25 protein-coding genes and 1 pseudogene are annotated in these 24,518 nt (G+C 72.6%); 17 read left to right on the top strand and 9 right to left on the bottom strand.

Going from position 1 to position 24,518, the window contains the following annotated elements:
• Positions 1-634: endo-1,4-beta-xylanase (locus AB0877_RS28335; protein ID WP_366612615.1), on the top strand; the 634-nt coding region annotated here is incomplete at its 5' end.
• Positions 635-726: 92 nt separating this feature from the next.
• Here the strand turns inward: AB0877_RS28335 and AB0877_RS28330 are convergent.
• The 3 genes from AB0877_RS28330 to AB0877_RS28320 all read right to left on the bottom strand — a co-directional run bounded on the left by AB0877_RS28330 (position 727) and on the right by AB0877_RS28320 (position 4,862).
• Positions 727-3,594 (bottom strand): glycosyl hydrolase, encoded by a 2,868-nt coding sequence (locus AB0877_RS28330; protein ID WP_366612614.1) that lies wholly within the window; start codon positions 3,592-3,594, stop codon positions 727-729.
• Positions 3,595-3,751: 157 nt separating this feature from the next.
• Positions 3,752-4,126, bottom strand: coding sequence for an MmcQ/YjbR family DNA-binding protein (locus tag AB0877_RS28325; RefSeq protein WP_366612613.1), 375 nt, complete (start codon positions 4,124-4,126; stop codon positions 3,752-3,754).
• 40 nt (positions 4,127-4,166) lie between these two features.
• Complete coding sequence (locus AB0877_RS28320; RefSeq protein ID WP_366612612.1) at positions 4,167-4,862, bottom strand: DUF1223 domain-containing protein; 696 nt, start codon at positions 4,860-4,862, stop codon at positions 4,167-4,169.
• Positions 4,863-4,981: 119 nt separating this feature from the next.
• Here AB0877_RS28320 and AB0877_RS28315 point away from each other — a divergent pair, with 119 nt between their 5' ends.
• A complete protein-coding gene (locus AB0877_RS28315) occupies positions 4,982-5,284 on the top strand; it encodes a GNAT family N-acetyltransferase (protein WP_366612611.1) in 303 nt (100 codons plus the stop codon).
• A gap of 9 nt (positions 5,285-5,293) precedes the next feature.
• On the opposite strand, the gene AB0877_RS28310 is transcribed toward AB0877_RS28315, so the two are convergent.
• Positions 5,294-5,884, bottom strand: a complete 591-nt coding sequence (locus AB0877_RS28310; RefSeq protein WP_366612610.1) for a TetR/AcrR family transcriptional regulator — start codon at positions 5,882-5,884, stop codon at positions 5,294-5,296.
• Positions 5,885-6,003: 119 nt separating this feature from the next.
• Between AB0877_RS28310 and AB0877_RS28305 the strand changes: the two genes are divergently transcribed.
• Positions 6,004-6,720 (top strand): isocitrate lyase/phosphoenolpyruvate mutase family protein, encoded by a 717-nt coding sequence (locus AB0877_RS28305; RefSeq protein ID WP_366612609.1) that lies wholly within the window; start codon positions 6,004-6,006, stop codon positions 6,718-6,720.
• A gap of 95 nt (positions 6,721-6,815) precedes the next feature.
• On the opposite strand, the gene AB0877_RS28300 is transcribed toward AB0877_RS28305, so the two are convergent.
• The 4 genes and pseudogenes from AB0877_RS28300 to AB0877_RS28285 form a co-directional block, all read right to left on the bottom strand.
• Positions 6,816-7,682, bottom strand: coding sequence for a hypothetical protein (locus AB0877_RS28300; protein ID WP_366612608.1), 867 nt, complete (start codon positions 7,680-7,682; stop codon positions 6,816-6,818).
• Between the two features lie 365 nt (positions 7,683-8,047).
• Positions 8,048-9,397, bottom strand: coding sequence for an NAD(P)/FAD-dependent oxidoreductase (locus AB0877_RS28295; protein ID WP_366612607.1), 1,350 nt, complete (start codon positions 9,395-9,397; stop codon positions 8,048-8,050).
• A 121-nt stretch (positions 9,398-9,518) separates the two neighbouring features.
• Positions 9,519-9,839, bottom strand: a pseudogene (locus tag AB0877_RS28290) (TcmI family type II polyketide cyclase); the annotation flags it as partial.
• A gap of 129 nt (positions 9,840-9,968) precedes the next feature.
• Positions 9,969-10,766 carry a BTAD domain-containing putative transcriptional regulator gene (locus AB0877_RS28285; RefSeq protein WP_366612606.1) on the bottom strand — a complete coding sequence of 266 codons (798 nt, stop codon included), beginning with the start codon at positions 10,764-10,766 and terminating at the stop codon, positions 9,969-9,971.
• A gap of 425 nt (positions 10,767-11,191) precedes the next feature.
• Here AB0877_RS28285 and AB0877_RS28280 point away from each other — a divergent pair, with 425 nt between their 5' ends.
• The 11 genes from AB0877_RS28280 to AB0877_RS28230 all read left to right on the top strand — a co-directional run bounded on the left by AB0877_RS28280 (position 11,192) and on the right by AB0877_RS28230 (position 22,219).
• Entirely contained in the window at positions 11,192-11,530 is a 339-nt protein-coding gene (locus AB0877_RS28280) for a TcmI family type II polyketide cyclase (RefSeq protein ID WP_366612605.1), read from the top strand.
• Entirely contained in the window at positions 11,527-13,275 is a 1,749-nt protein-coding gene (locus AB0877_RS28275; RefSeq protein WP_366612604.1) for an acetyl-CoA carboxylase carboxyltransferase subunit alpha, read from the top strand. The genes AB0877_RS28280 and AB0877_RS28275 overlap by 4 nt, the downstream gene beginning before the upstream one ends.
• Positions 13,272-13,802, top strand: a complete 531-nt coding sequence (locus AB0877_RS28270) for a biotin/lipoyl-containing protein (RefSeq protein ID WP_366612603.1) — start codon at positions 13,272-13,274, stop codon at positions 13,800-13,802. Before AB0877_RS28275 ends, AB0877_RS28270 begins: the two co-directional genes overlap by 4 nt.
• A 19-nt stretch (positions 13,803-13,821) precedes the next feature.
• Positions 13,822-15,252, top strand: a complete 1,431-nt coding sequence (locus AB0877_RS28265) for an acetyl-CoA carboxylase biotin carboxylase subunit (protein WP_366612602.1) — start codon at positions 13,822-13,824, stop codon at positions 15,250-15,252.
• A complete protein-coding gene (locus AB0877_RS28260) occupies positions 15,249-16,004 on the top strand; it encodes an SRPBCC family protein (protein ID WP_366612601.1) in 756 nt (251 codons plus the stop codon). Before AB0877_RS28265 ends, AB0877_RS28260 begins: the two co-directional genes overlap by 4 nt.
• Positions 15,997-16,392 carry a cupin domain-containing protein gene (locus AB0877_RS28255; protein ID WP_355007988.1) on the top strand — a complete coding sequence of 132 codons (396 nt, stop codon included), beginning with the start codon at positions 15,997-15,999 and terminating at the stop codon, positions 16,390-16,392. Before AB0877_RS28260 ends, AB0877_RS28255 begins: the two co-directional genes overlap by 8 nt.
• On the top strand, positions 16,389-17,663 hold the full coding sequence (locus tag AB0877_RS28250) for a beta-ketoacyl-[acyl-carrier-protein] synthase family protein (RefSeq protein WP_366612600.1): 1,275 nt from the start codon (positions 16,389-16,391) through the stop codon (positions 17,661-17,663). Before AB0877_RS28255 ends, AB0877_RS28250 begins: the two co-directional genes overlap by 4 nt.
• Positions 17,664-17,739: 76 nt before the next feature.
• Positions 17,740-19,011 (top strand): beta-ketoacyl synthase N-terminal-like domain-containing protein, encoded by a 1,272-nt coding sequence (locus AB0877_RS28245; RefSeq protein ID WP_366612599.1) that lies wholly within the window; start codon positions 17,740-17,742, stop codon positions 19,009-19,011.
• Positions 19,008-19,325: an antibiotic biosynthesis monooxygenase family protein gene (locus AB0877_RS28240; protein ID WP_366612598.1), complete on the top strand. Its 318-nt coding sequence runs from the start codon at positions 19,008-19,010 to the stop codon at positions 19,323-19,325. The genes AB0877_RS28245 and AB0877_RS28240 overlap by 4 nt, the downstream gene beginning before the upstream one ends.
• 316 nt (positions 19,326-19,641) lie before the next feature.
• Complete coding sequence (locus tag AB0877_RS28235; RefSeq protein WP_366612597.1) at positions 19,642-20,469, top strand: M55 family metallopeptidase; 828 nt, start codon at positions 19,642-19,644, stop codon at positions 20,467-20,469.
• A gap of 400 nt (positions 20,470-20,869) precedes the next feature.
• Entirely contained in the window at positions 20,870-22,219 is a 1,350-nt protein-coding gene (locus tag AB0877_RS28230; RefSeq protein WP_366612596.1) for a class I adenylate-forming enzyme family protein, read from the top strand.
• Here AB0877_RS28230 and AB0877_RS28225 read toward each other — a convergent pair.
• Positions 22,147-22,833 (bottom strand): 4'-phosphopantetheinyl transferase superfamily protein, encoded by a 687-nt coding sequence (locus AB0877_RS28225; protein WP_366612595.1) that lies wholly within the window; start codon positions 22,831-22,833, stop codon positions 22,147-22,149. The two genes, AB0877_RS28230 and AB0877_RS28225, sit on opposite strands and share 73 nt — an antisense overlap.
• 15 nt (positions 22,834-22,848) lie before the next feature.
• Here AB0877_RS28225 and AB0877_RS28220 point away from each other — a divergent pair, with 15 nt between their 5' ends.
• From AB0877_RS28220 to AB0877_RS28210, 3 genes are read left to right on the top strand one after another with little or no spacing between them, the layout of a single operon-like run.
• On the top strand, positions 22,849-23,115 hold the full coding sequence (locus AB0877_RS28220) for an acyl carrier protein (RefSeq protein ID WP_355007995.1): 267 nt from the start codon (positions 22,849-22,851) through the stop codon (positions 23,113-23,115).
• A complete protein-coding gene (locus AB0877_RS28215; protein WP_366612594.1) occupies positions 23,115-23,360 on the top strand; it encodes an acyl carrier protein in 246 nt (81 codons plus the stop codon). The genes AB0877_RS28220 and AB0877_RS28215 overlap by 1 nt, the downstream gene beginning before the upstream one ends.
• Positions 23,353-24,444 (top strand): beta-ketoacyl synthase N-terminal-like domain-containing protein, encoded by a 1,092-nt coding sequence (locus tag AB0877_RS28210; protein ID WP_366612593.1) that lies wholly within the window; start codon positions 23,353-23,355, stop codon positions 24,442-24,444. The genes AB0877_RS28215 and AB0877_RS28210 overlap by 8 nt, the downstream gene beginning before the upstream one ends.
• Positions 24,445-24,518 lie beyond the last annotated feature (74 nt).

Raw genomic sequence — 24,518 nt, 5'->3', positions numbered from 1 at the left:
CTACCAGGCCAACCTGCAGCGCTTCGCCGACCTCGGCGTGGACGTCCAGATCACCGAGCTGGACGTGATGACCGGCGGCAACCAGGCCAACATCTTCGGCGCCGTCACCCGCGCGTGCATGAACGTCTCGCGCTGCACCGGCATCACGGTGTGGGGTGTGCGGGACTGTGACTCGTGGCGTGGCTCGGACAACGCGCTGCTGTTCGACTGCAACGGCAACAAGAAGGCCGCGTACACGAGCGTCCTGAACGCCCTCAACGCCGGCCCGGGCATCCCCACCAACCCGCCGCCGACGACGCCTCCGCCCACCGACCCGCCGCCCACGACCCCGCCGCCGACCACCGGTGGATGCTCGGCGTCGGTGTCGCTGAACTCCTGGAACGGCGGGTTCGTGGCCAACGTGAAGGTGACCGCCGGCTCCGCCGGCACCAACGGGTGGAACGTCAGCGTCACGCTTCCCGGTGGCGCCAGCGTCACCAGCACCTGGAGTGCGACAGCCAGCGGCTCCACCGGCACGGTGCGGTTCGCCAACGTCGACTACAACGGCCGGCTCAGTGCCGGCCAGGTCGCCGAGTTCGGCTTCCAGGGCACGGGCAGCGGGGCCGGTATGACGCCTACCTGCACCGCCTCCTGAGATTGACCGACTGACCACACACGTCGGCCGGTGTGCGGGACCGTTCCTGGTCCCGCGCACCGGCCGACGTCATGTCGTGGCGGACGGATCGGTCAGGAGTACGGGAGCCGCAGCACCGACTGGTTGCCGATGCCCACCGTGCTCGGGTTGTTGCCGATCGCCGACCAGACCTCCACCCGGACCCTGCCGTTGCTCAGCGTGCCCAACGTGCCGGTGGCCGACGACAGGCCGGCGTTCTGCGTGTAGTGCTCGTAGCCGGTGACCGGGTCGGTGGCGAAGTAGCGCGACGTCTCCACCCGGTCCCAACTGCCGTTGCCGGTGAGGTCGTAGGAGATCCGTACCTGCACGCCGTTGCCGACCGCCGACCCGGCGTCCACGAACAGGTCGAACGCGGTCTGCCCGCCCGAGTAGGTGAGGTTGAGGCCGGTCGCGGTGAAGACCTGCGCGTTGGTGGGCGTGCCGTCGTGGTTTCCGTTCGCCGCCGCGACCGTCGTCGTGGCCGCGCTGCCAGCGGCGCCCAACCCGCCTCCGGGCAGCAGGTACCGGGTCGGCCCGCCGGTGGACGGCGGCGGGGTGGTCGTCGGCGGGGGATCGGTGGGCGTCGTCGGGGGAACGCCGCCGGCCGCGTTGCCACCACTCCAGGTGTACGCCCCGGTGGTGGCCGTCTTTCCCGCACCCACGGCGAGCGTGGTGCCGTTGGAGAACGTCACGGTGATCGGCGTCGCCGTCGGGTTCGACGCCACGTAGGTCCGGGCCCCGTTGCGGGAGAAGACCGCGGACAGCGGATGGTTGCCGGTCACCGTCGTGTCCACAGTGCCGAGGGCGGCGAGGTTACGGATCCAGTGGAACGTGTGCGCCCGGCTCTCTCCCTCCTCGGGTGTGTAGCCGGGGTTCGCGCGCAGGTTCGCCAACGCGGCGTCGGCGTCCCCGAGGGCCTGGAACTGCCAGAGGATGTCCTGCCACACCGTCGGTTGTCCGCCGTTGTTGCGGACGAGTTCGGCGTAGTTGGTCCGCACGTACGCCGGGTTGTTGCCGAGGTAGAGGTGCCCGCCGGTGACCGGCAGCAGGTTGATGCCCTGGATCATCTCCGGCTCGCCGCTGAACCAGGTGGCGTACGCGCCGCCGTCGCCCCAGACCATGCCGACCGTCGAGTGCCCGAAGGCGGCGGGGAAGTTCTGGTCGCTGACGTCGAACCAGTACTCCTGGATCGCCGCGGCCTGCGTGGTGTAGAGGAAGACACCCGCGTCACGGACGGCGGTGTCGCCCGTCGTCTGCCCCCACTGGATCAGGGCGCTCGCGAAGTTCATCCCCTCGGACGAGGACTCCTGGTTGTTGCCGGAACCGAAGGAGCCGTGTCCGGACGCCCAGTCGTGCCCGGCGTAGATGTCGAAGTCCCGCAGGTACGGGAAGCGGGTGTCGTCGCGACGGTAGTTGTTGGCGTCCCGGATCAGCAGGTCGACCATCCCGCCGTAGCGGCTGGTGGCCGCCCAGGCCGGGTCGAACTTCGCCAGGGTCGCGGCGGCGGCGATGTAGTAGCCGTAGTGGAAGTGGTGGTCGTTGAGCTCCTGGTCGGACCCGTACGACGCCGGGTAGCCGATCAGCGTGCCCCAGTTGTTGTCGTAGTAGAAGACCCGGCTGGTCTTGCCGCTGGACGCGGTGAACCAGTCGGTGAGCGTGCTGCGGATCGCGTTCAGCGCGCTGTCGCGCGTCGTGATGTCGTTGACCTGGTCGGCGATCTCGGCGATCCGCGCCGCCCGGCCGAGTCCCTTGCCGGTCCAGTAGGTGTCGTTGCCGCGTTGGTCCATCGGGTTGGCCCGGGTGGCGGCCAGGTGCCCGCTGAGCGTCGACAGGTCGCCACCGCTGCCGTCGCCGACGGCCGGCAACTCCGGCAGGATGCCCTGGAACTTCATCGCGGTGCGGAACTGGTTGACGCCGGTGAGCACCTTCATCCGGCCACGCGCCGACGGGTAGGTCGGCGTGATCGCGGTGGAACCGCTCAGCGACTTCCACTGGTGCGGGTAGAGGCTGACCACGGTCTGCGTGGCGGTGCCCTCCCGGGCGGTGGTGGTGAAGGCGTAGGTGGTGGTCAGGCCGCTGGTCGCCGGGTTGTAGGCGTACGAGACCTGGGTGCCGGTGACGTGGGCGTGTGCGTACTGACCGTAGGTCGTGGCCAGCGCGGCGCGCTCCGTCGTGCTGGACGTCGGCGGCAGCAGGGCGACGGAGAAGTAGCCGCGGCCGGCCAGGGTGGACGTGATCCGGCCGGACGCCACGGTCCAGGTGGCGCCGCTGGGCGCGAACCCGACGTAGTCGTGGCCGTTGACCCGGAAGCCGATGGTGGCACCACCGGTGGACCAGACCTCGGGGGTGCCGGCGGTGCTGATCTGCGCGTTTCCGCCGGTGGTCTGGAAGTACGCGAAGGGCAGACCGTGGCCGATGGTCGCGCGCATGGTGCGCGTGCCGTCGCTCCAGTGCGGGCTGACCGTCCAGTCCGTCCAGCCGTCGACCTTCACCAGGGGTGCGGCGAGCCCGGCCACACCGACCCGGATGTCCTGCACGTACGGGTAGTGGAACTCACCGACGCCGGTGGCGGTGCCGCTGATGGCGGGCGTGGAGTTGGCGGAGAAGCCGAGGCCGTCGCCGAAGGTGTCGTACGAGATCGGGTGGGCGTGCAGTGGCTCACTGAACGAGCAGTCGGTGCGCTTCCACAGCAGCGAGGACCACCAGTCGTTGGTGGGGATCGGCCCGGCGGGCGCGTTGGCGGTGGCGAACTGCCGGGGATTGCTGGACATCGCGCCGCAGCCGCTGGGCAGCGCGCCGACCGGGGTGGTGGTGTAGCTGCCGGCGCCGACGGGCGCGGCCTCGGCCGCGCGGGTGACGGGGATGGTGAGGCCGCCGACGACCAGGGCCAGCGCGGTGGCGGTGGCCAGGGCCCATCGGCGGTGGGGGACGGGAGGTTTCATCGTGCCTCCATCGCGCGCGCCGGGTGCGGCCCTTGCCGGGTCCAGCGCTTTGCGTCTGAATTGGGGGGAAGGTCAGGTGAGAGAGCGCTCTCTCGGCCACGGTAATGGAGCACCGAGATCCCCGTCAATGTGTCCAACGCGTTGCGTGCTGATATCGCTATTTGCCGGCGCCCGCGCTGTCGCTCACCAGCGAGTCCGGTACGCGCATCCGCCACGCGTCGGTCACCAGCTCGGTCAACCGGTCCAGGTCGACCGCCGCCAGGCGCAGCAGCACCAGGGGTAGGCCGTCGTAGCCGGGCGTGGTGAAGAAGATCTCGGGCTCCCCGAGCAGGAGGGCCTGCTTCTCGGCCTCGTCGCCGACGAACAGCACCGCGATGTCGAGCCGGATCACCCGCGGCTTGCCCTGTGTCCGTTGCGGATAGGACCAGACGAAGCCCTTGTCGGCCACCCGGAAGTCGAAGCCGTCACTGGGGTTCTCCACCGTGTGCGGCAGGGCCAGCGCCACCCGGCGTACGTCGTCCGCGTCAGCCACCGAATCCCCTCACACCGCGCGCCATCCGCATGGGCCGAGATTACGCGGTGGACAGCTCGACGGCCGTGGCGCCGACGATCGCCCGGTCGCCGTTCTCCTGGACGAAGCCGACCACGCTGGCGCGTCGCGGATCGAGGCCAGTCGGCGTCGCCAGCTCCAGCTGCCCCCGCTCGGCGTCCAGGCCCACCGACCGGAAGGCGCGTACGACGTTGTCCTGCCGCAGCGTCCGCCCGGCGTTCTCCCCCCGGGCGATCTCGCTGGTCAGCTCGCGTTCCACGACCGCCAGGTGCACCACCGCGCGCGCCGGTGGCTGTTCGGTCCGGTAGTCCACCATCACCCGGTCGTTGCCCCGGTTGGCGATGGACAGCGCCAGCGGCGTGGCGGCGGTCGAGGCCATGGCGGACATGATCGCGGCGGCTGCCCGCCGACGATCGGAACCGACGAACTCGACGCTGCCGTTGACGACCATCTGCGGGGTGTAGAGACCCCGGGTGCCGAACGCGCGCGCGTACGCCTCCTGACGCGCGGTGTACGCGGCGTCCGCGAACTGGTCGGGCCAGCCCAGGTCGTCCCAGTAGTCGACGTGGAACCCGAGGGTGAAGACGTTCTGGCCCCGGTCCCGGGCGTCGCGCTCGATCTCGCTGAGCAACTCCTCCGCAGGAGGGCAACTGTTGCAGCCCTGGGACGTGAACATCTCGACGACGGCGAAGCCGCCGTCCGTCGATGGATTCGTCATGGTGGCGTCTCTCCTCCCACGGTCAGCCCGGCGGCGTTGCGTTTCCCGTTTCGGCCGAGACAATGCGCGTGGGGCGGCCTCGCAGCGAGCGTCGTCGGGCCGGGTGGTTGGATGGTGGGGTGCAGTTCACCGTGACAGACGTGCCGGCGCGGGAGCGTTTCGAGGCGCGCGACGAGGCGGGCACGGTCGTCGGGTTCGTCACCTACCAGCTGACCGGCTCGATCATCGCCTACACCCACACCGAGGTCGATGCGGCCTACGAGGGCAGGGGTGTCGGGTCGACGCTGGCGCGGGCCGTGCTGGACGACGCGCGGGGCAGGGGCCGGACCGTCGTGCCGATCTGCCCGTTCATCGCCGACTGGCTGGTCAAGCACCCCGAGTACGAGAGCATCGTGGTGCGGTCCACCCGCAAGATCAAATAACCGCTGGTGTCAGGCGTCCGGTAGGAGCTTGTCGGCGAGGGTGCGGGCCGCGGCGGTCAGGGTGTCGATGTCCAGCCCCGTCCGCCCCATGAACACCAGGCCCTGCTGTGCGGCGAGCAATGCGCGCGCCGTCTCGACCGGGTCGACGTCGCGCGGCAGATCGCCCTCGTCCTGAGCCCGCCCGACGCTCTCGGCGACCAGGGCGGTCGTCGCCTCGTAGGTGCGTCGCGCCTCGGCGAGGACGTCGGGATCGCTGGTGGCGAGTTCGTACGTGCTGTTGGCCATGAGGCAGCCGCGCCGGGCGGCGGCACCACCCGGATCGTCCACCGGTGCCATGACGAACGCGCGCAGCGCGTCCAGGGCGCGGGGAGCGGAGGCGAGCATCTCGCGCAGGTAGCCGCCGCTGGTGTCGGTGTATTCCCGCAGCGCCCGCAGGAACAGCCGGTGCTTGTCGCCGAAGGCGCCGTAGAGGCTGCCCTTGCCCAGCCCGCTGACGCGCACCAGGTCCTCCAGGGAGGTCGCCGCGTAGCCGGCGTCCCAGAACTGGTCCCGGACGGCGCGGATCACCCGCTCCTCGTCGAACTGCCGTGGCCTCGCCATCTGACCAGCGTAGCGATTGTTGACCGTACGGTCCACCAAGCATAGGGTGGTTCGATCCAGGCCGCGGGGGTGCCGCCCGACAACGGCCGGATCGTCACCATCGGCGGGAGACCACAACGATGACAGCCTCCACCTTCCGTGCCCTGCACCACGACCGCGCCGTCGGTGACCCGCTCGTCCTGCCGGGCCCCTGGGACGCGGGCAGCGCCCGCGTCCTGGCCGACGCCGGTTACCCGGCGCTCGCGACCCCGAGCGCGGGTGTGGCGGCCTCGCTCGGGTACGAGGACGGCGCGACACCGCCGGACGAGATGTTCGCGGCGGTCGCGCGCATCGTCCGCGCCGTGACCGTTCCGGTGTCCGCCGACGTCGAGGGTGGTTACGGCCTCGCCCCTCGCGAGCTGGTCGGACGGCTGATGGAGGCCGGTGCCGTCGGTTGCAACCTGGAGGACTCGGAGGGCGACGCCACCCTCAAGGACCCCCGGCGGCACGCCGACTGGCTGGCCGAGGTGCGTGCGGAAGCGGGCGACGCTCTCTTCATCAACGCCCGCGTCGACACGTTCCTGTTCGGAGCGGGTGACCCGGCCGACGCGGTGGAACGCGCCCGCCTCTACGTGGCCGCCGGCGCCGACTGCGTCTACCCGATCCTGGCGCCGCCGCAGGTGCTCCCGCGGTTGCGGGAGGGCATCTCCGGGCCGATCAACATGGCCGCCGAACCCACCCGGGAGTCCGTGGCCGAACTGGGCCGCCACGGCGCGACACGCATCACCTTCGGGCCTGGGATGCAGCGGTACGCGATGGCGTCGATCGGCGACCTGGCGGCCGAGCTGCGCGCCTGAGCCTGCCCGTCCACTCCCACGCCCCACCGCCGCGACGGCCGAGCCCCCGGCAGCCGTGTTGGAGGACGGCTGCCCGGGGGCTCGAACGCGGTCGGTCAGGCCTGGTTGCCGTTCGGCAGCACCGCGGCCATCTCGTCGCCGGCGCCGGCGAGCACGCGTGCCTGCTGCGGCCAACTGGCCAGCCCCGGTGCGGCGCGCAGACCGGCGGCCCGGATCAGGTCACGCAGCGCCGGCTCGTCCAACTCGCCGAGCTGGTCGTACGTGCGCACGCCGGCGTCCTGCAACGCGGCCGCCATCTTCGGCCCGATCCCCTGGATCCGGCGGAAGTCGTCGGCCGGCGCCGAGTCGATCGGCGTGCTGTCGACGGGCGCGGTCTCGACCGGCGCGGCGTCGGCGGGCGCGGTGTCGGCCGGCTTGGCCGCGACCGGCGCGTCGTCGATCGCAGCGTCGTCGGCCGGCGTCGTGTCGAGCGGTGCGGTGTCGGCGGACGGGAGGTCGTCCGCCGGCCGGCGGGGGGCGACAACGGCCGCCGGGGCGGGCTGCTCGTCGACAGTGCCCGGCTCGGGGGTCGGGTCGACGCCCGGCTCCTGGCGCAGCTCGGCGGCGTCGGGCTGCTCGGTGGCCGGCACGGGCGGCGGGTCCTCGGTCAGCGCCATGTCCGCCGGGTCGACGGTGCTCGGGGCGTCCGCCGGCACGGACACCGGGGTGGGACCGTCCGGTCCGGTCACCGCGGCTGGCGCGCTGACCGTGTCGACCGGTACCGGCTCGTCGGCGACCGCGATGGGCGCCGGGTCGACGGCGGCGGCGGGCTGGGCCTCGTCGGTGGTGGCGGCCGGGGTGGGCGTGGAGATCACCGCCAGACCGGCGACCGGGTCACCATCCACAATCGAATTGCCCTGTACGCCCCGCCGGCCGCGCAGCAGCCACCCGGCGGCCAGGCCCAGCAACAGTGCCAGTACCACTATCAGCGAGTGTCCGAAAGACCACGCCACGGCGAACCTCCCTCTCAGGTCGTTGGAAAAGTCACGAGAAAAACTCGCCGCAGCTTCGCACACGCGTATTGCCGACGACAGGCAGGATCCGCCGTCAGCGTCGCGGGTGGGATGACCACCTCAGCCGGTACCCAACGGGTGACACAGCGTCGCCCGATCAGGCCGGAAACCGGCCCGACGCGGCACGGCGTGGGTCCGGCGGCGATCAGTCGGGCGTCCCGCGTCGGAAACGACGAACCCGGGCCCGGCGTAAAACGACGAACCCGGGCCCGGCGTAAAACGACGAACCCGGGCCCGGCGTGGAACGCCGAGCCCGGGTCGGGCGCTTGCGGGGTTCAGTCCCGGTCGCCCTCGTAGGTGTGGAAGTCGTCGACGAAGCGGCGACGGAGCCGTGGTACCCGGCTGGTCACTCCGAAGTAGCCGCGCGCGCCGAGCAACGCGAGTCGACCCACCACCGGCCGGTACATGCGGTCGTCACCGCTGGTGCCGCTGCGGTTCAGCGATTCGGCGACCCGGGCGAAGCCGTACGGGGCCATCACGGCCTCGTAGTCGGCGACCGCCTGGAGCAGCGTCTTGTCGCCGGCGGCGGCGCGGCTGAGTTGCGCGCAGAGCAGGCGGGCGTCGCGTAGCGCGGTGTTCGCACCCACGCCCCGGCCCGGGGTCATGGTGTGGATGGCGTCGCCGAGCATGGTGACGGTGCTGCTCTTCCAGGGCGGCACCGGCTCGGATGTGGCCACTGTGATCGGTAGGGCGCTGGCCGGGTCCGCGTGGGCGAGCAGTTCCCGCAGGTGCGGGTGCCAGTTCGCGGTGAGGTCCAGGGCGACCTGCACCAGGTCCTCACCGCGGCGTTCCATGATGTCGGTCGGGAACCGTTTCGCCGCACTCCAGATGATCAGGTTGATGTTGTCGGTGGTGGTGTCGTGGGCCAGGCCGGGCCAGTCTCGGAGTAGCGCGGCGTCGGGCTCGCCGACGCCGGGCTTGATCGCGCGATCGGCGTCCCACTTGAACTCCATGACGTGCAGCACGCCCATCATCCCGCCGACGCCGAAGATCAGTGAGATGCCCTGCTGGACCCGCTCCGGAACGAGACCGCGGGTGTGCGGGGTCAGCGGGATGCGGGTGGCGATGTTGATCGTCCCGGCGTCACGCGTGACAGCGTGTGGCAGGTACTGGCGGCGTACGACGGAATGGGTGCCGTCGGCCGCCACCAGCAGGTCGCCGGTGGCGCTGGTGCCGTCGGCGAAGTGCGCGGTGACCGTGCCGTCGTCGCGCTGCTCGTACCGGGTGAAGGTCCTGTCGAAGTGCACCACGTCCTCCAGGCCGGTCAGCAGCACCTGGCGCAGCACCATCCGGGCCACCGAGTGTTCGGTGCGGACCGGGTCGGCGCTCGGCCGCAGCGCGAACGACGCGGTCTGGCGCAGCCCCTGGGTGACGACGTTGAAGTAGTGCGGCGGCCGGGCGCAGGTGGCCAGGAAGGTGGCGAACAGCTCCGGAGGCAGGCACTCTTTCAGCGCCCGGCTACCGGTGGGGCCGATACCGACCCGGTAGCCGAGCAGCCCTTCGGCGCGGTCGCGGTGCCGTTCGTAGACGGCGACGCTGATCCCGGCGCGGCGCAGGCCGTGCGCCAGGCACAGTCCACCCGTGCCCGCGCCGATGATCAGCACGTGCGGCGGCGCGGCGGACATGTCAGCCGGCCGGGTGCGCGGCGGGCGCCTCGGTGACGGCCGGGCGCGGAGTGGGTGCCTCGGCGCTGGCCGGACGTGGAGCGGGCGTCTCGGTACCGGTCGGTCGCGCTGCGGGCGCCTCGGCCGCGTCCCACCGGTAGAAGCAGCCGGCGACCGCGTCCCGGGGGGAACGCCAGGTCGGCAGGTACGGCGACGTGTGCGCGGAGAGCCGCTCGTTGACCTGTCGGAAGAGTGGGTGGTTGCGGGCCGCGGCGAGCGCGTCCGGGTCGACGTCGTCCGATGTCTCCAGCAGGTGTACGTACAGGTCGTGCAGGCAGTACAGGGATCGGTGCGTGACACCGGTCAGGCCGGGCAGTTCGGTGGCGTCGGACTCGGCGAAGATCTGCGCGACCCGCCCCTCCGCTCCCGGGATGATCCGGCTGACGATCAGTAGACGACTCATGGGACCCCTTCCGCCGGTGGCCTGCCCGACCCCTCGGGGACGGTGCCACGTGCTCTGTGCGCCCACCGTGCCGCAGCGCCTGTCACATCACCGTCACGTGGGCCGAACGGGCCGTGACGGGCGCCGTCGTCACGGACGCCGAACGGCGGGTGACGGGCGGTCGGCGACAGCCTCGCGGCTGGCCTGGCGGATCGGGGCGAGGGTGTCGTCGAGCAGGGCGCTCATGGCGGGGCTCGGCTCCAGCCGCAGTTCCCGGCGCAGCAGGTCCCGGTAGACGTAGAAGGCGTGCACGGCTTCGAAGGCGTTGCCCTCGGCCAGGTGGATGCGGACCACCAGCCGGTGTGGTGTCTCCCGCAACGGCTCGGCGGCCATCGCCTCCAGCGCGGCTTCGAGGGCCTCGCCGTGCCGCCCCGCGGCCAGGTGGTGCCCGGCCACCTGCTCCAGCATGTGCAGGCGGAGTTGGCGCAGGCGTTCGCGGTCCAGCAGCACCCAGTCGTCGTACCAGCCGGGCAGGAGATCGTGCCGCCCGGCGGCGAGCGCGCCGGCCGCGGTGCGCGGGTCGTCGCCGTCGCGGACCCGGGCCGCGGTGCCGACCAGGTCGTCCACGTCGAGCCGGACGGCCGGGCCGAGGCGTACGGTGTCGCTGGCCACTGTCATCGGGCAGCACGGGTCCTGTCGCAGCCGCCACAGGGCGGTCCGCAGGGAGGACAGCGCCCGTTCCTCCGACGCGTCGGGCCAGAGCAGCCCGGCGAGCTGGCTGCGGGTGGCGCCGGGGCGGAGCCCGATCAGCGCGATCACCCGTTGCAGCCCGCGCGGCACCACGACGGGCACCGCCTCGCGCAGGAGTCGGAAACCTCCGAGCAGGTGCAGCGAGACGCCCTCCTCGGGCGGGTCTCCGGCGGTCGGCACGGACGGATCAGCGGCCACGGCGGCACCCCCTGCGGAACGCTCGTCCCGACTGTCTGCTGTGTCCCGGATCGGTTGCCCTCGACGCCACTGTCGACCCGCCGATCGCGGCCTGGCCGGGCGTGGCCCCGCCCGCCGAGACCGGCGGGCTGACCAGGCTGAAGATTATCAATAACGGTCACGTTGCGTCAACGCCAAGGTGGACCTTCTATTGGCGACCGACAACCCGAGATCGGTTCTGAACTGCATAAACAGTAGCGCGTCGAACCCGCCCGGCACATAGCTGATACACAGGTTGCGTCAACGCAGCGTCACCACCGTTCGTCGCTGGCCGACCGGGCACGGTGACGCCGCCGTGACGAGGATCGGCGCATCGTGTCGGCAGTCGTCCAGCGCGTCCGGGGGCCACCCGTCGCCGGCCGGACGCCGTGGGGGGAGGGCCCAACATGGACCGATCGCTGATCATCGCGAAGGTCGATCCGACCGCCGAGGAGCGGGTCGCCGAGATCTTCGCCGAGTCGGACGCGACGGAGCTACCGCGCCTGGTCGGTGTCCGGCACCGCTCGCTGTACCGACTGCACGACCTCTACGTGCACCTGCTCGAGACCGCACAGCCGGCGGAGGGGGCGGTGGAGGCCGCGCGCGACCACCCCGAGTTCATCCGGGTCAGCGACCGCCTACGCCCGTACGTGTCGCCGTACCTGTCGACCTGGCGCTCACCGCGCGACGCCATGGCGCGGTGCTTCTACCGGTTCGACGCCCTGGGCACCGGGCGGCGGTCGTGACGGCCACCGCGCCGCGCGAAGAGCAGCTCTGGTCCCGCTGCGCGGGCTGCGCGACCCTGCTCTACCGCAAACGGCTGCGCCGCAACCTCGACGTCTGCCCGGAATGCGGAGAGCATGCCCGACTCGGCGCGCCGGAACGCCTGCGCCAACTGGTCGACCCGGGTTCGCTGCGCCTGCTGCCCGACCGCCTGCCGGGGGCGGACCCGCTCGACTTCGTCGACGTGCTGCCGTACCCGCACCGGCTCACCGGCGCGCGGGCCAGCACGGGTCTCGCCGAGGGGGTCGTCTGCGCCACGGCCACCATCGGCGGGCACCCGGTGGCCCTGGCGGTGATGGACTTCCGCTTCCTCGGTGGCAGCCTGGGCTGCGCGGTCGGCGAGCTGATCACCCGGGCGGCCGAACGGGCGCTGGACGACCGCACGCCGCTCGTCCTGATCACCGCCTCCGGCGGGGCGCGGATGCAGGAAGGCGCGCTGTCGTTGATGCAGATGGCGACCGTCAGTCAGGCCATCGCCGCGTTGCGCGAGGCGGGACTGCTCACCGTGAGCGTCCTCACCGACCCGACCTACGGCGGAGTCGCCGCCTCGTTCGCCACCAACACCGATCTGGTGATCGCCGAGAGTGGTGCGCGGATGGGCTTCGCCGGCCCCCGGGTGATCCGTCAGATCACCGGACGGGCCCTGCCGGAGGGCTTCCAGACCGCCGACTTCCTGCTCCGACACGGGCAGGTCGACATGGTGGTGCAGCGCCGGTCGCTGCGCGGACGGCTGACGGCGCTGCTCGCCGCGACCCGCGTCGGCCGGCCGGCGCGTCCGCCCGTACCCCGGCAGGATCCGGCGTCGCACCGTGAGCGCCTCGCCGACGACGGCGCGGTCCAGACGCGGCCGACGGACCCGCCGGCCGAGGCAGACGCCGGCACCCCGGCGGTACGCGACGCGTGGGACACCGTCCGGATGGCGCGGCACCCGGGGCGCCCCACCGCACTGGACTACCTGGACTCGGTCTTCGACGGGTTCGTGGAGCTGCACGGCGACCGGCTCGGCGCGGACTGCCCGGCCATCGTGGGTGGGGTGGCGCGGTTGGCCGGCCGGCACGTGATGGTCATCGGTCACCAGAAGGGGCACACCACCGCCGAGCTGGTCGCCCGCAACTTCGGCATGGCCAGCCCGGCCGGGCACCGCAAGGCGCTGCGGCTCATGCGCCTCGCGGCCCGCCTCGGCCTGCCCGTGGTCACCCTGGTGGACACTCCCGGCGCCGACCCGGGGGTGAGCGCCGAGGAGCACGGCCAGGCGGCGGCCATCGCCGAGAACATCCTCGCCCTCACCGTGCTGCCCACCCCCGTGCTCGCGGTGATCACCGGCGAGGGCGGCAGCGGCGGCGCGTTGGCGCTGGCGGTGGCCGACCGCGTGCTGATGCTGGAGAACGCCGTCTACTCGGTGATCAGCCCCGAGGGGTGTGCGGCGATCCTCTGGCCGGACCGGTCGGCGGCCCCGCAGGCCGCCCGCGCCCTGCGACTGACCGCGCCCGACCTGCGCCGCCTCGGCGTGGTCGACGAGGTCGTGTCGGAGCCGTCGGGCGCCGCGCACGACGACCCGGCGGAGACCGCCCACCGGTTGCGTGCCGCTCTGCTGGCCAACCTCCTGCCGCTGCTGGACGTGCCGCCGGCCATGCTGGTCCGCCTGCGCCGGCAACGCTTCCGACGCTTCGGCGCGAACCGCGTCGGCGCTCGGGCGGGCCTGCGATGACCGCCGGCGACCGGGGGCTGTCGACAGTCGACGCGTCCGACGATGTCGGGGTGGACGGCGAGGAGGCCCTCGCCGGGCTGCGCCGGCAGGCGCAACACCTGATCGCCGAGCTGGCCGGGCCGGTGCGCCGGATCCGGCTGCGCAGCGGGCCGGCGGTGCTGGAGGTCGAGTGGCACCCCGAGGAGGCGAACCGACCGGACGTACCCCTGTCCCGGGCCGAGGCGGCACCGGCGGTCGGACCGACGACCGACGCCGCTCCTGCGCTGCTCCGGCCGCCGGTTCCCGGGCGCGCCGCGGTGCGGGCACCGATCGTCGGCACCTTCTACCGGGCGCCGGAGCCCGGCGCGCGTCCGTTCGTCGCGGTGGGTGACCTGGTCCGCCCCGGCCAGCCGGTGGCCATCGTCGAGGCGATGAAGCTCATGAACGAGGTGACCGCCGACCGGGCCGGCCGGGTGGCCGCGATCCTCGTCGAGGACGGTCAGGCGGTCGAGTACGACCAGCCGCTCGTCGAACTGGACCCGGCATGACGGCGCGGGGTGACTGACCATGTTCGAGACCGTGCTGATCGCCAACCGGGGCGAGATCGCGCTGCGGGTGCTGCGCGCCTGCAAGGAGCTCGGCGTCCGGACGGCGGTGGTCTACTCCGCCGCCGACGCCGACTCGGCGGCGGTGCGCCTCGCCGACCAGGCCGTGCGGATCGGACCGGCGTCGAGTCGGCGCAGCTACCTCAACGCCGCCGCCGTCGTGGAGGCGGCCCGGCAGGTGGGGGCGCAGGCCGTGCACCCCGGCTACGGCTTCCTCTCCGAGGACGCCGACTTCGCCGAGATCTGCGCCGACAACGGGTTGACGTTCATCGGCCCGCCACCGGCGGTGATGGCCACGCTGGCCGACAAGTCCTCGGCCCGCGCACTGATGAGCCGCGCCGGCCTGCCGCTGTCGCCGGGCAGCGTCGCGCCGGTACCGACCGCCGCCGCGGCGGCCGAGGTGGCCGACGCCGTCGGCTACCCGGTGATCGTGAAAGCCGCCGCCGGGGGCGGGGGCCGGGGGATGACGGTGGTGCGCACCCCGGGCGAGCTGCGCCGGGCCTACACCCGGACCCGGGCCGCCGCGCAGGCCGCCTTCGGCGACGACCGGGTGTACGTCGAGCGTTACCTCACCGAGGCGCGGCACGTCGAGGTGCAGGTGCTCTGCGACGCCCACGGCAACGGGGTGCACCTGGGCACCCGGGACTGCTCGGTGCAGCGCCGGCACCAGAAACTGGTCGAGGAGGCACCCGCGCCGGCGCTGCCCGCCGCCGTTCTCGACACCATCGCCGAGACCGCCCTGCGGGGTGCGCTCCAGGTCGGTTTCGTTGGCGCCGGCACGCTGGAGTTCCTTGTCGACGCCGAGGAGAAGTTCCACTTCCTGGAGATCAACTGCCGGATCCAGGTGGAGCATCCCGTCACCGAGATGGTCACCGGGATCGACCTGGTGCACGAGCAACTCCACATCGCCGCCGGCGTACCGCTGCGGTGGCGGCAGAAGGAGATCCGCCTGCACGGCGTCGCGGTGGAGTGTCGGGTCAACACCGAGGACCCCGGGCGCGGCTTCGCCCCCACCCCCGGCCGGTTGGAGCGGTTCACCCCACCCGGCGGCCCGTTCACCCGGGTGGACACCCACGCCAGCGCCGGTTACCTGGTCGGTCCCTGGTACGACTCCCTGCTCGCCAAGGTGATCGTCTGGGCGCCCGACCGGGAGTTGGCCCTCAACCGACTGGAACGTGCCCTCGACGAGTTCGACGTCGCCGGTCCGGGCGTGCACACCACCATCCCGTTCGTCCGGCGGGTGCTCGACGACGCCGCGTTCCGCAAGGGCCGCTACACCACCGGCCTGGTCGACCGTCTGCTCGCCCCGCCCGCGCCCGCGCCGACGGCCACCCCCGCACCGCGCACCGCGCCCGCCGCAGATCCCGACGCAACCCACAGGAGGACCCGATGACCGTCACCCATGGTCGACCGATGACAGCCGAGATCACCGACATCCTGGTGGCGCACTGCGGGCTGGACGCCGACGCCGCGGCACGGGCGCCCGCCGCGTCGCTGGAGGAGCTGGGCATGGACTCGCTCGCCCTGCTGGAACTGTCGGCGGTCGTCGCCGACCGCTGGCAGGTCGCCATCCCCGAGCAGGCCGGACAGCTGAGCATCCCGGCGGTGGCCGACCTGGTCGCCCGCCGCGCCGACCCGCCCGGGCACACCGAGAACAGCGTGGTCATCGACGCGCCACTGGGGCTGGTCTGGGAGGTCACCAACGACGTGGCGAACTGGACCGAGCTGTTCACCGAGTACGCCGTGGTGGAGATCCTGCACCGCGAGGCCCACACGGTGCGGTTCCGCCTCACCATGTACCCCGACGAGAACGGGGTGTCCTGGAGCTGGGTCAGCGAGCGCACCGCCGACCCGGTGAGCAGGCAGGTCCGGGCGCACCGGGTGGAGACCGGGCCGTTCGAGTACATGCGCATCCACTGGCGCTACACCGAGGAGGCCGGTGGCACCCGGATGACCTGGACGCAGGACTTCGCGATGAAGCCGACCGCGCCGGCCGACAACGCCGCGATGACCGAGCGGATCAACACCAACAGCGTGATCCAACTCGCGGTGATCAAGGACCGGGTGGAGCGGATCGCCTGGCAGCGCGCCGACCAGGGCACGCCGACCGGCAACGACGCACCGACGGGAGCCGACGATGAGTGACCTCAGCACCCGCCCGATCGCCGCCCGGGACGTACCCGCCGACCGCCGTCGCGGCGGTGAGCTGCGGGTGCTGCTCGGCCCCCGCACCGTCGGTAGCACCTCGGGTTTCCTCGGGGTGGCCACGCTCGAGCCGGGGGAGCGGATCGCCGAGCACTACCACCCGTACAGCGAGGAATTCCTGTACCTGGTGCGGGGCGCGATCACCGTCGACCTGGACGACCAGCCGACGCTGCTGGCCGCCGGTGAGGGGCTGTTCGTACCGGTGAACGTGCGGCACCGGCTGCGTAACACCGGCGTGGAACCGGCCGAGGTGGTCTTCCACCTGGGCCCGCTCGCCCCCCGGCCCGAACTGGGCCACGTCGACACCGAGCTGGTGGAGGCACCATGACCGGGCGCCGCACGGTGGTGACCGGGATCGGGGTGGTGGCCCCGGGTGGCGCCAGCCGGGACCGTTTCTGGAAGACCATCACCGAGGGGCGCACCGCAACCCGACGGATCAGTTTCTTCGACCCGTCGGCGTTCCGGTCGCAGATCGCGGCGGAGTGCGACTTCGACCCGGTCGCGGCGGGGCTGAGCGAGGCCGAGCGACGCCGGGCCGACCGGTACGTGCAGTTCGCGCTGGCCTGCTCCGCCGAGGCGGTGGCCGACGCCCAGTTGGCGCTCACCGACGCGCAACGGGACCGGGCCGGGGTGGTGCTGGGCACGGCGGTGGGCGGCACGATGGCGTTGGAACAGGAGTACGTCACCGTCAGCGAGCACGGCCGACGGTGGTTGGTGGACGGGACGCGCGGTGGCCCGTACCTCTATCAGGCGCTGGTGCCCAGCAGCCTCGCCGCGGACGTGGCCTGCCGGCACGGGCTGCACGGCCCGGCGCAGGTGGTCTCCACCGGCTGCACCTCCGGCATCGACGCCATCGGGTACGCCCACCAGATGATCGTGGACGGTGAGGCGGACGTGATGCTGGCCGGTGCGTCCGACTCGCCGATCTCGCCGGTCACTGTCGCCTCGTTCGACGCGATCAAGGCGACCAGCCCGGACAACGACGACCCGGCGCACGCCTCCCGCCCGTTCGACGCCGACCGGCACGGGTTCGTGCTGGCCGAGGGCGGGGCGGTGCTGGTGCTGGAGGAGGCCGGCCACGCCCGGCGTCGGGGTGCGCACATCTACTGTGAGGTGGCCGGGTACGCCAGCCGCAGCAACGGCTTCCACATGACCGGGCTGCGGCCGGACGGGCTGGAGATGGGCCTCGCCGTCACCGACGCGCTCCGGCAGGGCCGGACCCTGCCCGAGCAGGTCTCCTACATCAGCGCCCACGGCTCAGGCACCCGGCAGAACGACCGACACGAGACGGCCGCGTTCAAGCGGGCGCTGGGCCAGGCCGCGTACCGGATCCCGATCAGCTCGATCAAGTCGATGGTCGGGCACTCGCTCGGCGCGATCGGGTCCATCGAGATGGCCGCGTGCGCCCTCGCCATCGAGTTCGGTGTGGTGCCGCCGACGGCGAACTGGCGCACCCGGGACCCGGAGTGCGACCTGGACTACGTCCCCAATGAGGCACGGGAGGTACCGGTGGACGTGGCCCTCTCGGTGGGCAGCGGCTTCGGCGGCTTCCAGTCGGCGATGGTCTTCCGTCGGATGCTCGGCGCGGTGGCGGCGTGAGCGAGCGGAGCGAGCGAGCCATCAGGTACAGCAGCGTGGCGTCTCGCGCCGGCGCGAAGCGAAGCGGAGTGCTGGTGTGAGCGAGCGTAGCGAGCGAGTCGAGGTCGCCCGCGCCGTGGTGACCGGCATCGGGGTGGTCGCGCCGAGCGGCATCGGCGCGGACGCGCACTGGCGCACGGTCCTCGCCGGCACCCGCCGGACCGGGCCGATCACGTTGTTCGACCCGGCCGGTTATCCGACCCGCTTCGGCGGGGAGGTGTCCGGCTTCACCGCCGACTCCTACGCCGACAGTCGACAGTTGGTGCAGACCGACCGGTGGACGCACCTCGGCTTCGCCGCCACCCGGCTGGCGCTGGCCGACGCCGGCCTGCCCGACCGGGCCCCCGACCCGTACGGCTACGCGGTGACCCTGGCCAGCTCGTCGGGAGGCAACCTGTTCGGTCAGCGGGAACTGCAACGGCTGTGGGGCGGCACCTCCCGGACGGTCGGGGCGTACCAGTCGATCGCCTGGTTCTACGCCGCCAGCGTGGGGCAGCTCTCCATCCACCACCAGTTCAAGGGCCCGAGCGGGGTGCTGGTCGCGGAGTCGGCTGGTGGGCTGGACAGCCTGGCGCACGCCGCCCGCGCGGTGCGCCGGGGCACCCCGGTCGTGATCGCCGGAGCCACCGAGTGCCCGTTGAGCCCGTACGCGCTCGCCTGCCAGCTGCGTTCGGGGCTGCTCAGTGACGTCGCCGACCCGGAGCGGGCGTACCGGCCGTTCGACGCCACCGCCAGCGGCTACCTGCCGGCCGAGGGCGGGGCGGTGTTCGTGGTGGAGGAGTTGGGGCACGCCCTGGCCCGGGGCGCCCGGGTCTACGGCGAGGTGAGCGGCTGGGGCTCCACCCACGACGCCGCGCACACCACGGCGGAGAGCAGCGGTGACCCGGCCCAGTACGCGCGGGCGATGCGGCTGGCCCTGGACCGCGCGGGCGTCGCCGCCGCCGGAATCGACGTGGTGCTGCCCGACGCTCTCGGCGTGCCCCGCTACGACCGCAGCGAGGCCGAGGCGCTGCGGGCCGTGTTCGCCGACCGGCCGCCTCCGGTGACCACGCAGAAACCGCTGACCGGTCGGGCATACCAGGGCGGCTCGGCGTTGGACGTGGCCACCGCGCTGCTCGCCTTCGCCAACGACACGTTGCCCGCGTCGGCGGGGCCGGACGAGGTGGCCGAGGGGTGCGAGCTGGATTTCCTGCGCGAGCACCGCCGACCGCGCAGTCGACTCGCCCTGATCTGCGCGCGGGGTTTCGACGGGTTCAACAGCGCGCTGGTCCTGCGCGGGGCCGCGCCGATGAGGGGAGAGGCGTCATGAGCGACAACAGGGCCCGGGTAGTCTTTCTGGTACGGGTGCCGGTGCCGCGCACCGAGGCGTTCCTCGCCGCGTACGAACAGGTGCGACACCTGGTCGCCGGTGGTGTGCCGGGGCACCTGGTCGACCAGGTGTGCCGGTCGTCGACCGACCCGGAGCAGTGGCTGATCACCAGCGAGTGGGCGAGCCTGGCCGACTTCGAGGAGTGGGAACGCAGCCCCGAGCACCGGGACCTCGTACGCCCGATGCGGGAGTGCTTCACCGACGCCCGTTCGCTGCGCTTCCACATCCACGCCCAAACCCCAGCCCTGACCTGAGAGGGTCCGCGCCCCCCGGTGCCGCTCCGCGCTGCCCCGCCCTCGTCGATCATGGAGTTGTGGCGGGCGACAAAGTGCTGCTTACCAGGACAAGCAAGGCACCAGAACTCCATGATCGACGGACCCTCCCCGCGATCTTGCACTTACTGTCGCGACATAGAGGGCATTTAACGCGTCTCAACGACGGAAACTGCAAGATCGGCGGGGCGGGGCGGCGCGGGGCGGGGCGGGGCGGGGCGGGACGGGGCGGGGCGGGGCCGTGCCCTGCGCCGCTCGGGTTCGACATTGGGGAAAGTGCGCGTAGGGTCCGGTAGCCATGAAGGTGCTGATCTCGGTGGACATGGAGGGCGTCTCGGGGATCGTTCATCCCACCGAGACGAACCCGGATCGGTACGACTACGAACGCGGCCGGGCGTTGATGACGGCCGAGGCGAACGCGGTGATCGCCGGGGTCCTCGATGCCGAACCCGAGGCGGTGGTGTGGGTCGTCGACGCGCACGGGACGTTCCGGAACATCCTGCCCGAGGGCCTCGACCGGCGGGCTCACCTGGTGCGGGGCAAACCCCGGCCGCTGGGCATGCTCGCCGGGCTGGACGAGCACACGGACGCCGTCCTGCTCGTCGGCTATCACGCTCGGGCGGGTGCCGGGCCCGCCGTCCTGGCCCACACGATGAGCGACGCCATCCTCGACGTACGGGTGGCCGGACGGTCGCTGGGCGAGATCGGCCTCAACGTCGCCATGGCGGGGCACCTCGACGCGCCCGTCGTCCTGCTCAGCGGCGACGACACCGCCTGCGCCGAGTTCAGTGAGCTGGTGCCCTCGGCGGTCACCGTCGCCGTCAAGCAGACCCTGGGTCAGGCCGCCGCGGTGGCCCTGCATCCGCAGGAGGCGCGGGATCGGCTGCGCCACGCCGCCGCCGAGGCGATCGCCCGGCGCGCCTCGATCCCACCGGCGACGATGGCCGGGCCGGTTGACGTCGAGGTCGATCTGTACGGGCCGTACATGGTCGACCTCGCCGTTCTGGTCCCGGGTGTGACCCGCATGGGTGGTGGCCGGACGGTCGCCTTCCACGCCGCCGATGTCGCCGAGGCGTACCGGCTGGTTCAGCTGCTCGTCCAACTCGCCAGCATCAAACCGAGCTGAGGCCCGTTTCGGAGGAACTGGTGGCCTTCGCCGGTCGCCGCCTCGGCTCGACCACCCTCATGAAACAGGCCGTGGCGTCCGAGAGTCGTCTCGCTCGGCCGGTGACCGCGCCGCCATCGGCCGTCCGGCCGGGGACGCGCGACGGTTGTACGAGGGGTCATACCTCGGTGACGCTCTGCCGAATCACCCGCCCGATCCTGCCCGCCGAACGGGCTGTCGGCAATCCGGCTGGCCGCTGCTTTTGATCCATCCATTCGCATCTAGCAATGGCACCGTGGGAGTCGTATGGTTCCCCGCAGCACCCCGACAAGCGTACGTGATGGGCGGATTCGCCCTCTTTCATGCTGGGCGGTGAACGGCAGTGACGGCAGAAGATCCTACGGCGACAGACCCCGGCTGGGTGGACGAAGTCCTCTTCGCCGGCCACCCGACCGACGTTTGTCTTCGGCTGCCCGAGCCCGTCGACCGGGCCACCCTGCACCGGCTGGTGACCGCCGCGCAGGAGCGGCTGACCACCGCCGGACTGCGCCCCGGTGGCGCCGCGGCGCTGCGGTTGCCGCCGTCGCTGGCGTACGTGGTGAACCTGCTCGCCACGTGGCGCGCCGGGGGGCAGGCGATCCTGCTCGACCACCGGCTCACCGACCACGAGGTGGACCGGGCGCTGACCCGGTTGACCCCACAGGTGGTGGTCGCTCCGGTGCGGACCGGTGGCGGCGCGCTGAAGATCTTCGTCGACGTCACCGAGGGCGTCACCCGGTACGCCGACCGCCCGGCGGTCAGCGGCCACGCCGTGATCCAGCTCAGCTCCGGCTCCACCGGCCCGTCCAAGGTGATCGGCCGCAGCGCCGCCGACCTGGTCGCCGAGGTGCACCGCTACACCCGGATCGACGGGGTGGCGCTGCCCGGCGAGCGGATCATCCTGCTGCCCTCGATGGTGCACGTGCTCGGCCTGGTCGGCGGCCTGCTCTACGGGCTGCACGCCGGAGTCGAGCTGGTGCCGCCGGAGCGGCTCAGCGGCGACGCCGTGCTGGCCGCGATCAGCGCCGCCGCCACACCGGCCACCGTGCTGGGTGTGCCGTTCCACATCGGACTGCTCTCCTCCACCCGCCCGAGCGGCCCACTGCCACAGCTGCGACGGATGACCACCGGGGGCGAGCTGGTCCCGGCCGCCGTCGCCCGGGCGTTCACCGACCGGTACGGCGTACCCCTGGGCAACATGTACGGGATGACCGAGGTCGGGGTGATCGGCACCGACCTGCACGGCGCGCACCGACCGTCGATCGCCCCCGCCCCCGGGATCAAGGTCCGCGAGTCCGGCGGTGAGCTGTGGGTGTCCTGCCCGGCGTCGCCGTACGTCGGGCTGAGCGACCCGACCCGCTGGTCCGACGGCTGGCTGCACACCCGCGACGCCGGGACCGTCGACGACGACAGCGGCCTGGTCACGGTGCGCGGTCGACTGGACTCGCAGGTCTCCGTCGGCGGGATGAAGGTCGACCTGACCGAGGTGGAGGCCACCGTCGCCGAGCTGACCGGGGTCGCCGCCGCCGTGGTGGTCTGGGACGACGGCATCACCGCGTACGTCCAGCCGGACGGCCCGCTGTCGGAGGAGACGCTGGACAAGCTCCTCGCCGAACGGTTGGCCGGTTACAAGCGGCCCAGGGCGTTGCACCTGCTCGATCAGTTGCCCCGTACCACCACCGGCAAGCTGGTCCGCTCGACCGACGCGCTGCGCTCGGCGGCCACCCCGTGAGCGGGCCGCTGCACCACCTCGACGTCGACCTGCGCGCTCGCCCGCGCGGCGACGGCCAGGACAAGGTCCCCGCCCAGCGGCGGGTGGCCGACCCGCAGCAGCTCGGTGCCGGGCACCGGCCGCAACGGCAGCCCTGGCGGCGGCATCAGCCGGCGCAGCCCGCCGCCGCGCAAACCCCACCCGAGCGCCTTGCCGACCGCCTCCTTGGCGGTCCACAGCCGCAGGAAGTCCGCCGTCCGGCCGGCCTCGGGTCGGTCGCCCAACCAGGCCACCTCGGCCGGCGGGAACCAGCGGCGGGCCAGGGCGAGCGCCGGCAGGGGGCGGATCCGCTCCACGTCCACCCCGACCGGGCCGGCTTGACGGGCGGCGACCACCACCAGACCGGCGGTGCGGCTGACGCTGACCGACAGCTCGACCGACCCGGTCACCGCGTCGACCCGGGCGACCGGCCGTCCCTCGCGGTCGTGCGTCAGCACCACCTCGGCGTCGGGGCGACCGAGCAGCAGGGCCCCCGCCCGCCGCAGCAGCACAGCGGCCGGATCCGGCTGACCGCCGGTGTCCCGGCCGACCCACACGTAGGCGGTGTCCCGACCGGACACCGTCAGCTGAACCACGCAGAGAGGGTATCCATGAGAGCCGAGGTCCGCGCCTTCGTCGTCGAGCAGCTCGCCGACATGAACTACGACGTCGAGGGGCTCGACGACGACACCACCCTCGGCCCCTCCGGCGTCGACCTGGAGTCACTCGCCCTGGCCGACCTGTCCGTCCGGGTCGAGGACCGGTACGGCCTGACGTTCGCCGACGACGAGTCGGAGCAGCTCGCCCTGATGACGGTCGGCGAGTTCACCACAATGGTCGCCGATCGCGTCACCGAGGCGACGAGCGACAAGAGCTGATGGGCGGTCAGCCCGATCTGGGGCGAGCTGACCTGATGACCATGCTCGCCGAACTCACCGCGAAACCGGCTGCCGAGGTGTCCGACCGGATCGGCTCGATGGAGCTTGCCTGGCTGGTGCACCTCGTCGAGCAGCGCTTCGAACGCCGGCTCGACCTCACCGACGACGAACTGGCCGGCATCCGCACCGTCGACGACGCCCTGGTGGTGTTCCGGGCGTCGCTGACCGCCTCCGCAGATGGTTGAGACGCGCGTCGCCCAGCTCACCGGTGTGTACGCGGTCAGCGCCCTGGGGCGGGGCGCCGACGCGCAGCTGGCCGGCGTGCCGGCGTTCCGACCGGTGGACCGGTTCGACACCGCTGCCCGCCGGGTCACCATGGCGGCCACCCTGCCCGAGGTCGCCACCCTCCCCGACGAGTTGGCCGCCGCGATCGACGCGGCCTGCCGCGCGGCCGGTCTGAACCGCGCCCGGCGCGCCGGTTGCGCCCTGCTGCTCGCCGTGCACGGCGGCCCGGCCACAGGCCCGACGCCTGCCGTGCTCGCCGGTCAGCTCGCCGCCCGATGCGGACTGTCCGGTCACACCCGGGTCTACACCAGCGCCTGCGTGTCGGCCAGCACGGCGGTGGCCGACGCCGCCGCCCGGATCAGCCGGGATGATGTCGAGCGGGTGGTGGTCGCGGCGGGCTACCTGGTGGAGTCGGATCAGTTCGCGCTCTTCGACGCCGGTCGTGCCCTCGCCGTCGACGGGGCGGTCCGCCCGTTCAGCGCCGGCCGTCGCGGGCTGCTGCTGGGTGACGGTGTGGCCGCGGTGGTGCTGGAGTCGAGCGCCGTCCGACGACGCGGCGTCGAGCCGGTGGCCACAGTGGTCGGTTGGGGCCGGGCCGGTGACGCGTTCCATCCCTGCCAGCCGGAGCCCGGCGGCACCGGGCTGGCCCGCGCGATCGGCGGCGCGCTGCGCCGGGCCGGGCTGCCGCCGCGGTCCGTCGGTTACGTCAACGCCAACGCCACCGGTACCGCGCAGAGCGATGCCGCCGAGGCCGCCGCCCTGCGTCGGGCTCTCGGTGGTCATGCCGCCCAGGTCCCGGTCAGCTCGACGAAGTCGCTGCACGGGCACGCGCTGGAGGCGTCCGGGTTGCTCGAACTGGTGGTCACCGCGCTCGCGCTGCGCCACGGCGAGCTGCCGGTCAACGCCGGCTGGCTGGCCGCCGACGAGAACTGCCCCCTGAACGTGGTGACCGACCGTCCGCAGCGGTCGGACGCCACCCACGCCCTGACCCTCAACGCCGCCTTCGGTGGCGCCAACACCGCTCTCCTGGTCGGCGTCGGATGACCGCCCCCAACCTCCCGCGATCTTGCAGTTCCTGTCCCGACGAATACGACCAACCACCCGAAACGACAACCGAA

It is taken from the genome of Micromonospora sp. NPDC047644, assembly GCF_040704315.1.
Classification (GTDB): Bacteria; Actinomycetota; Actinomycetes; order Mycobacteriales; family Micromonosporaceae; genus Micromonospora.
Note: the sequence above shows the minus strand (reverse complement) of the source record. Positions and strands in the feature narration are given on the sequence as shown.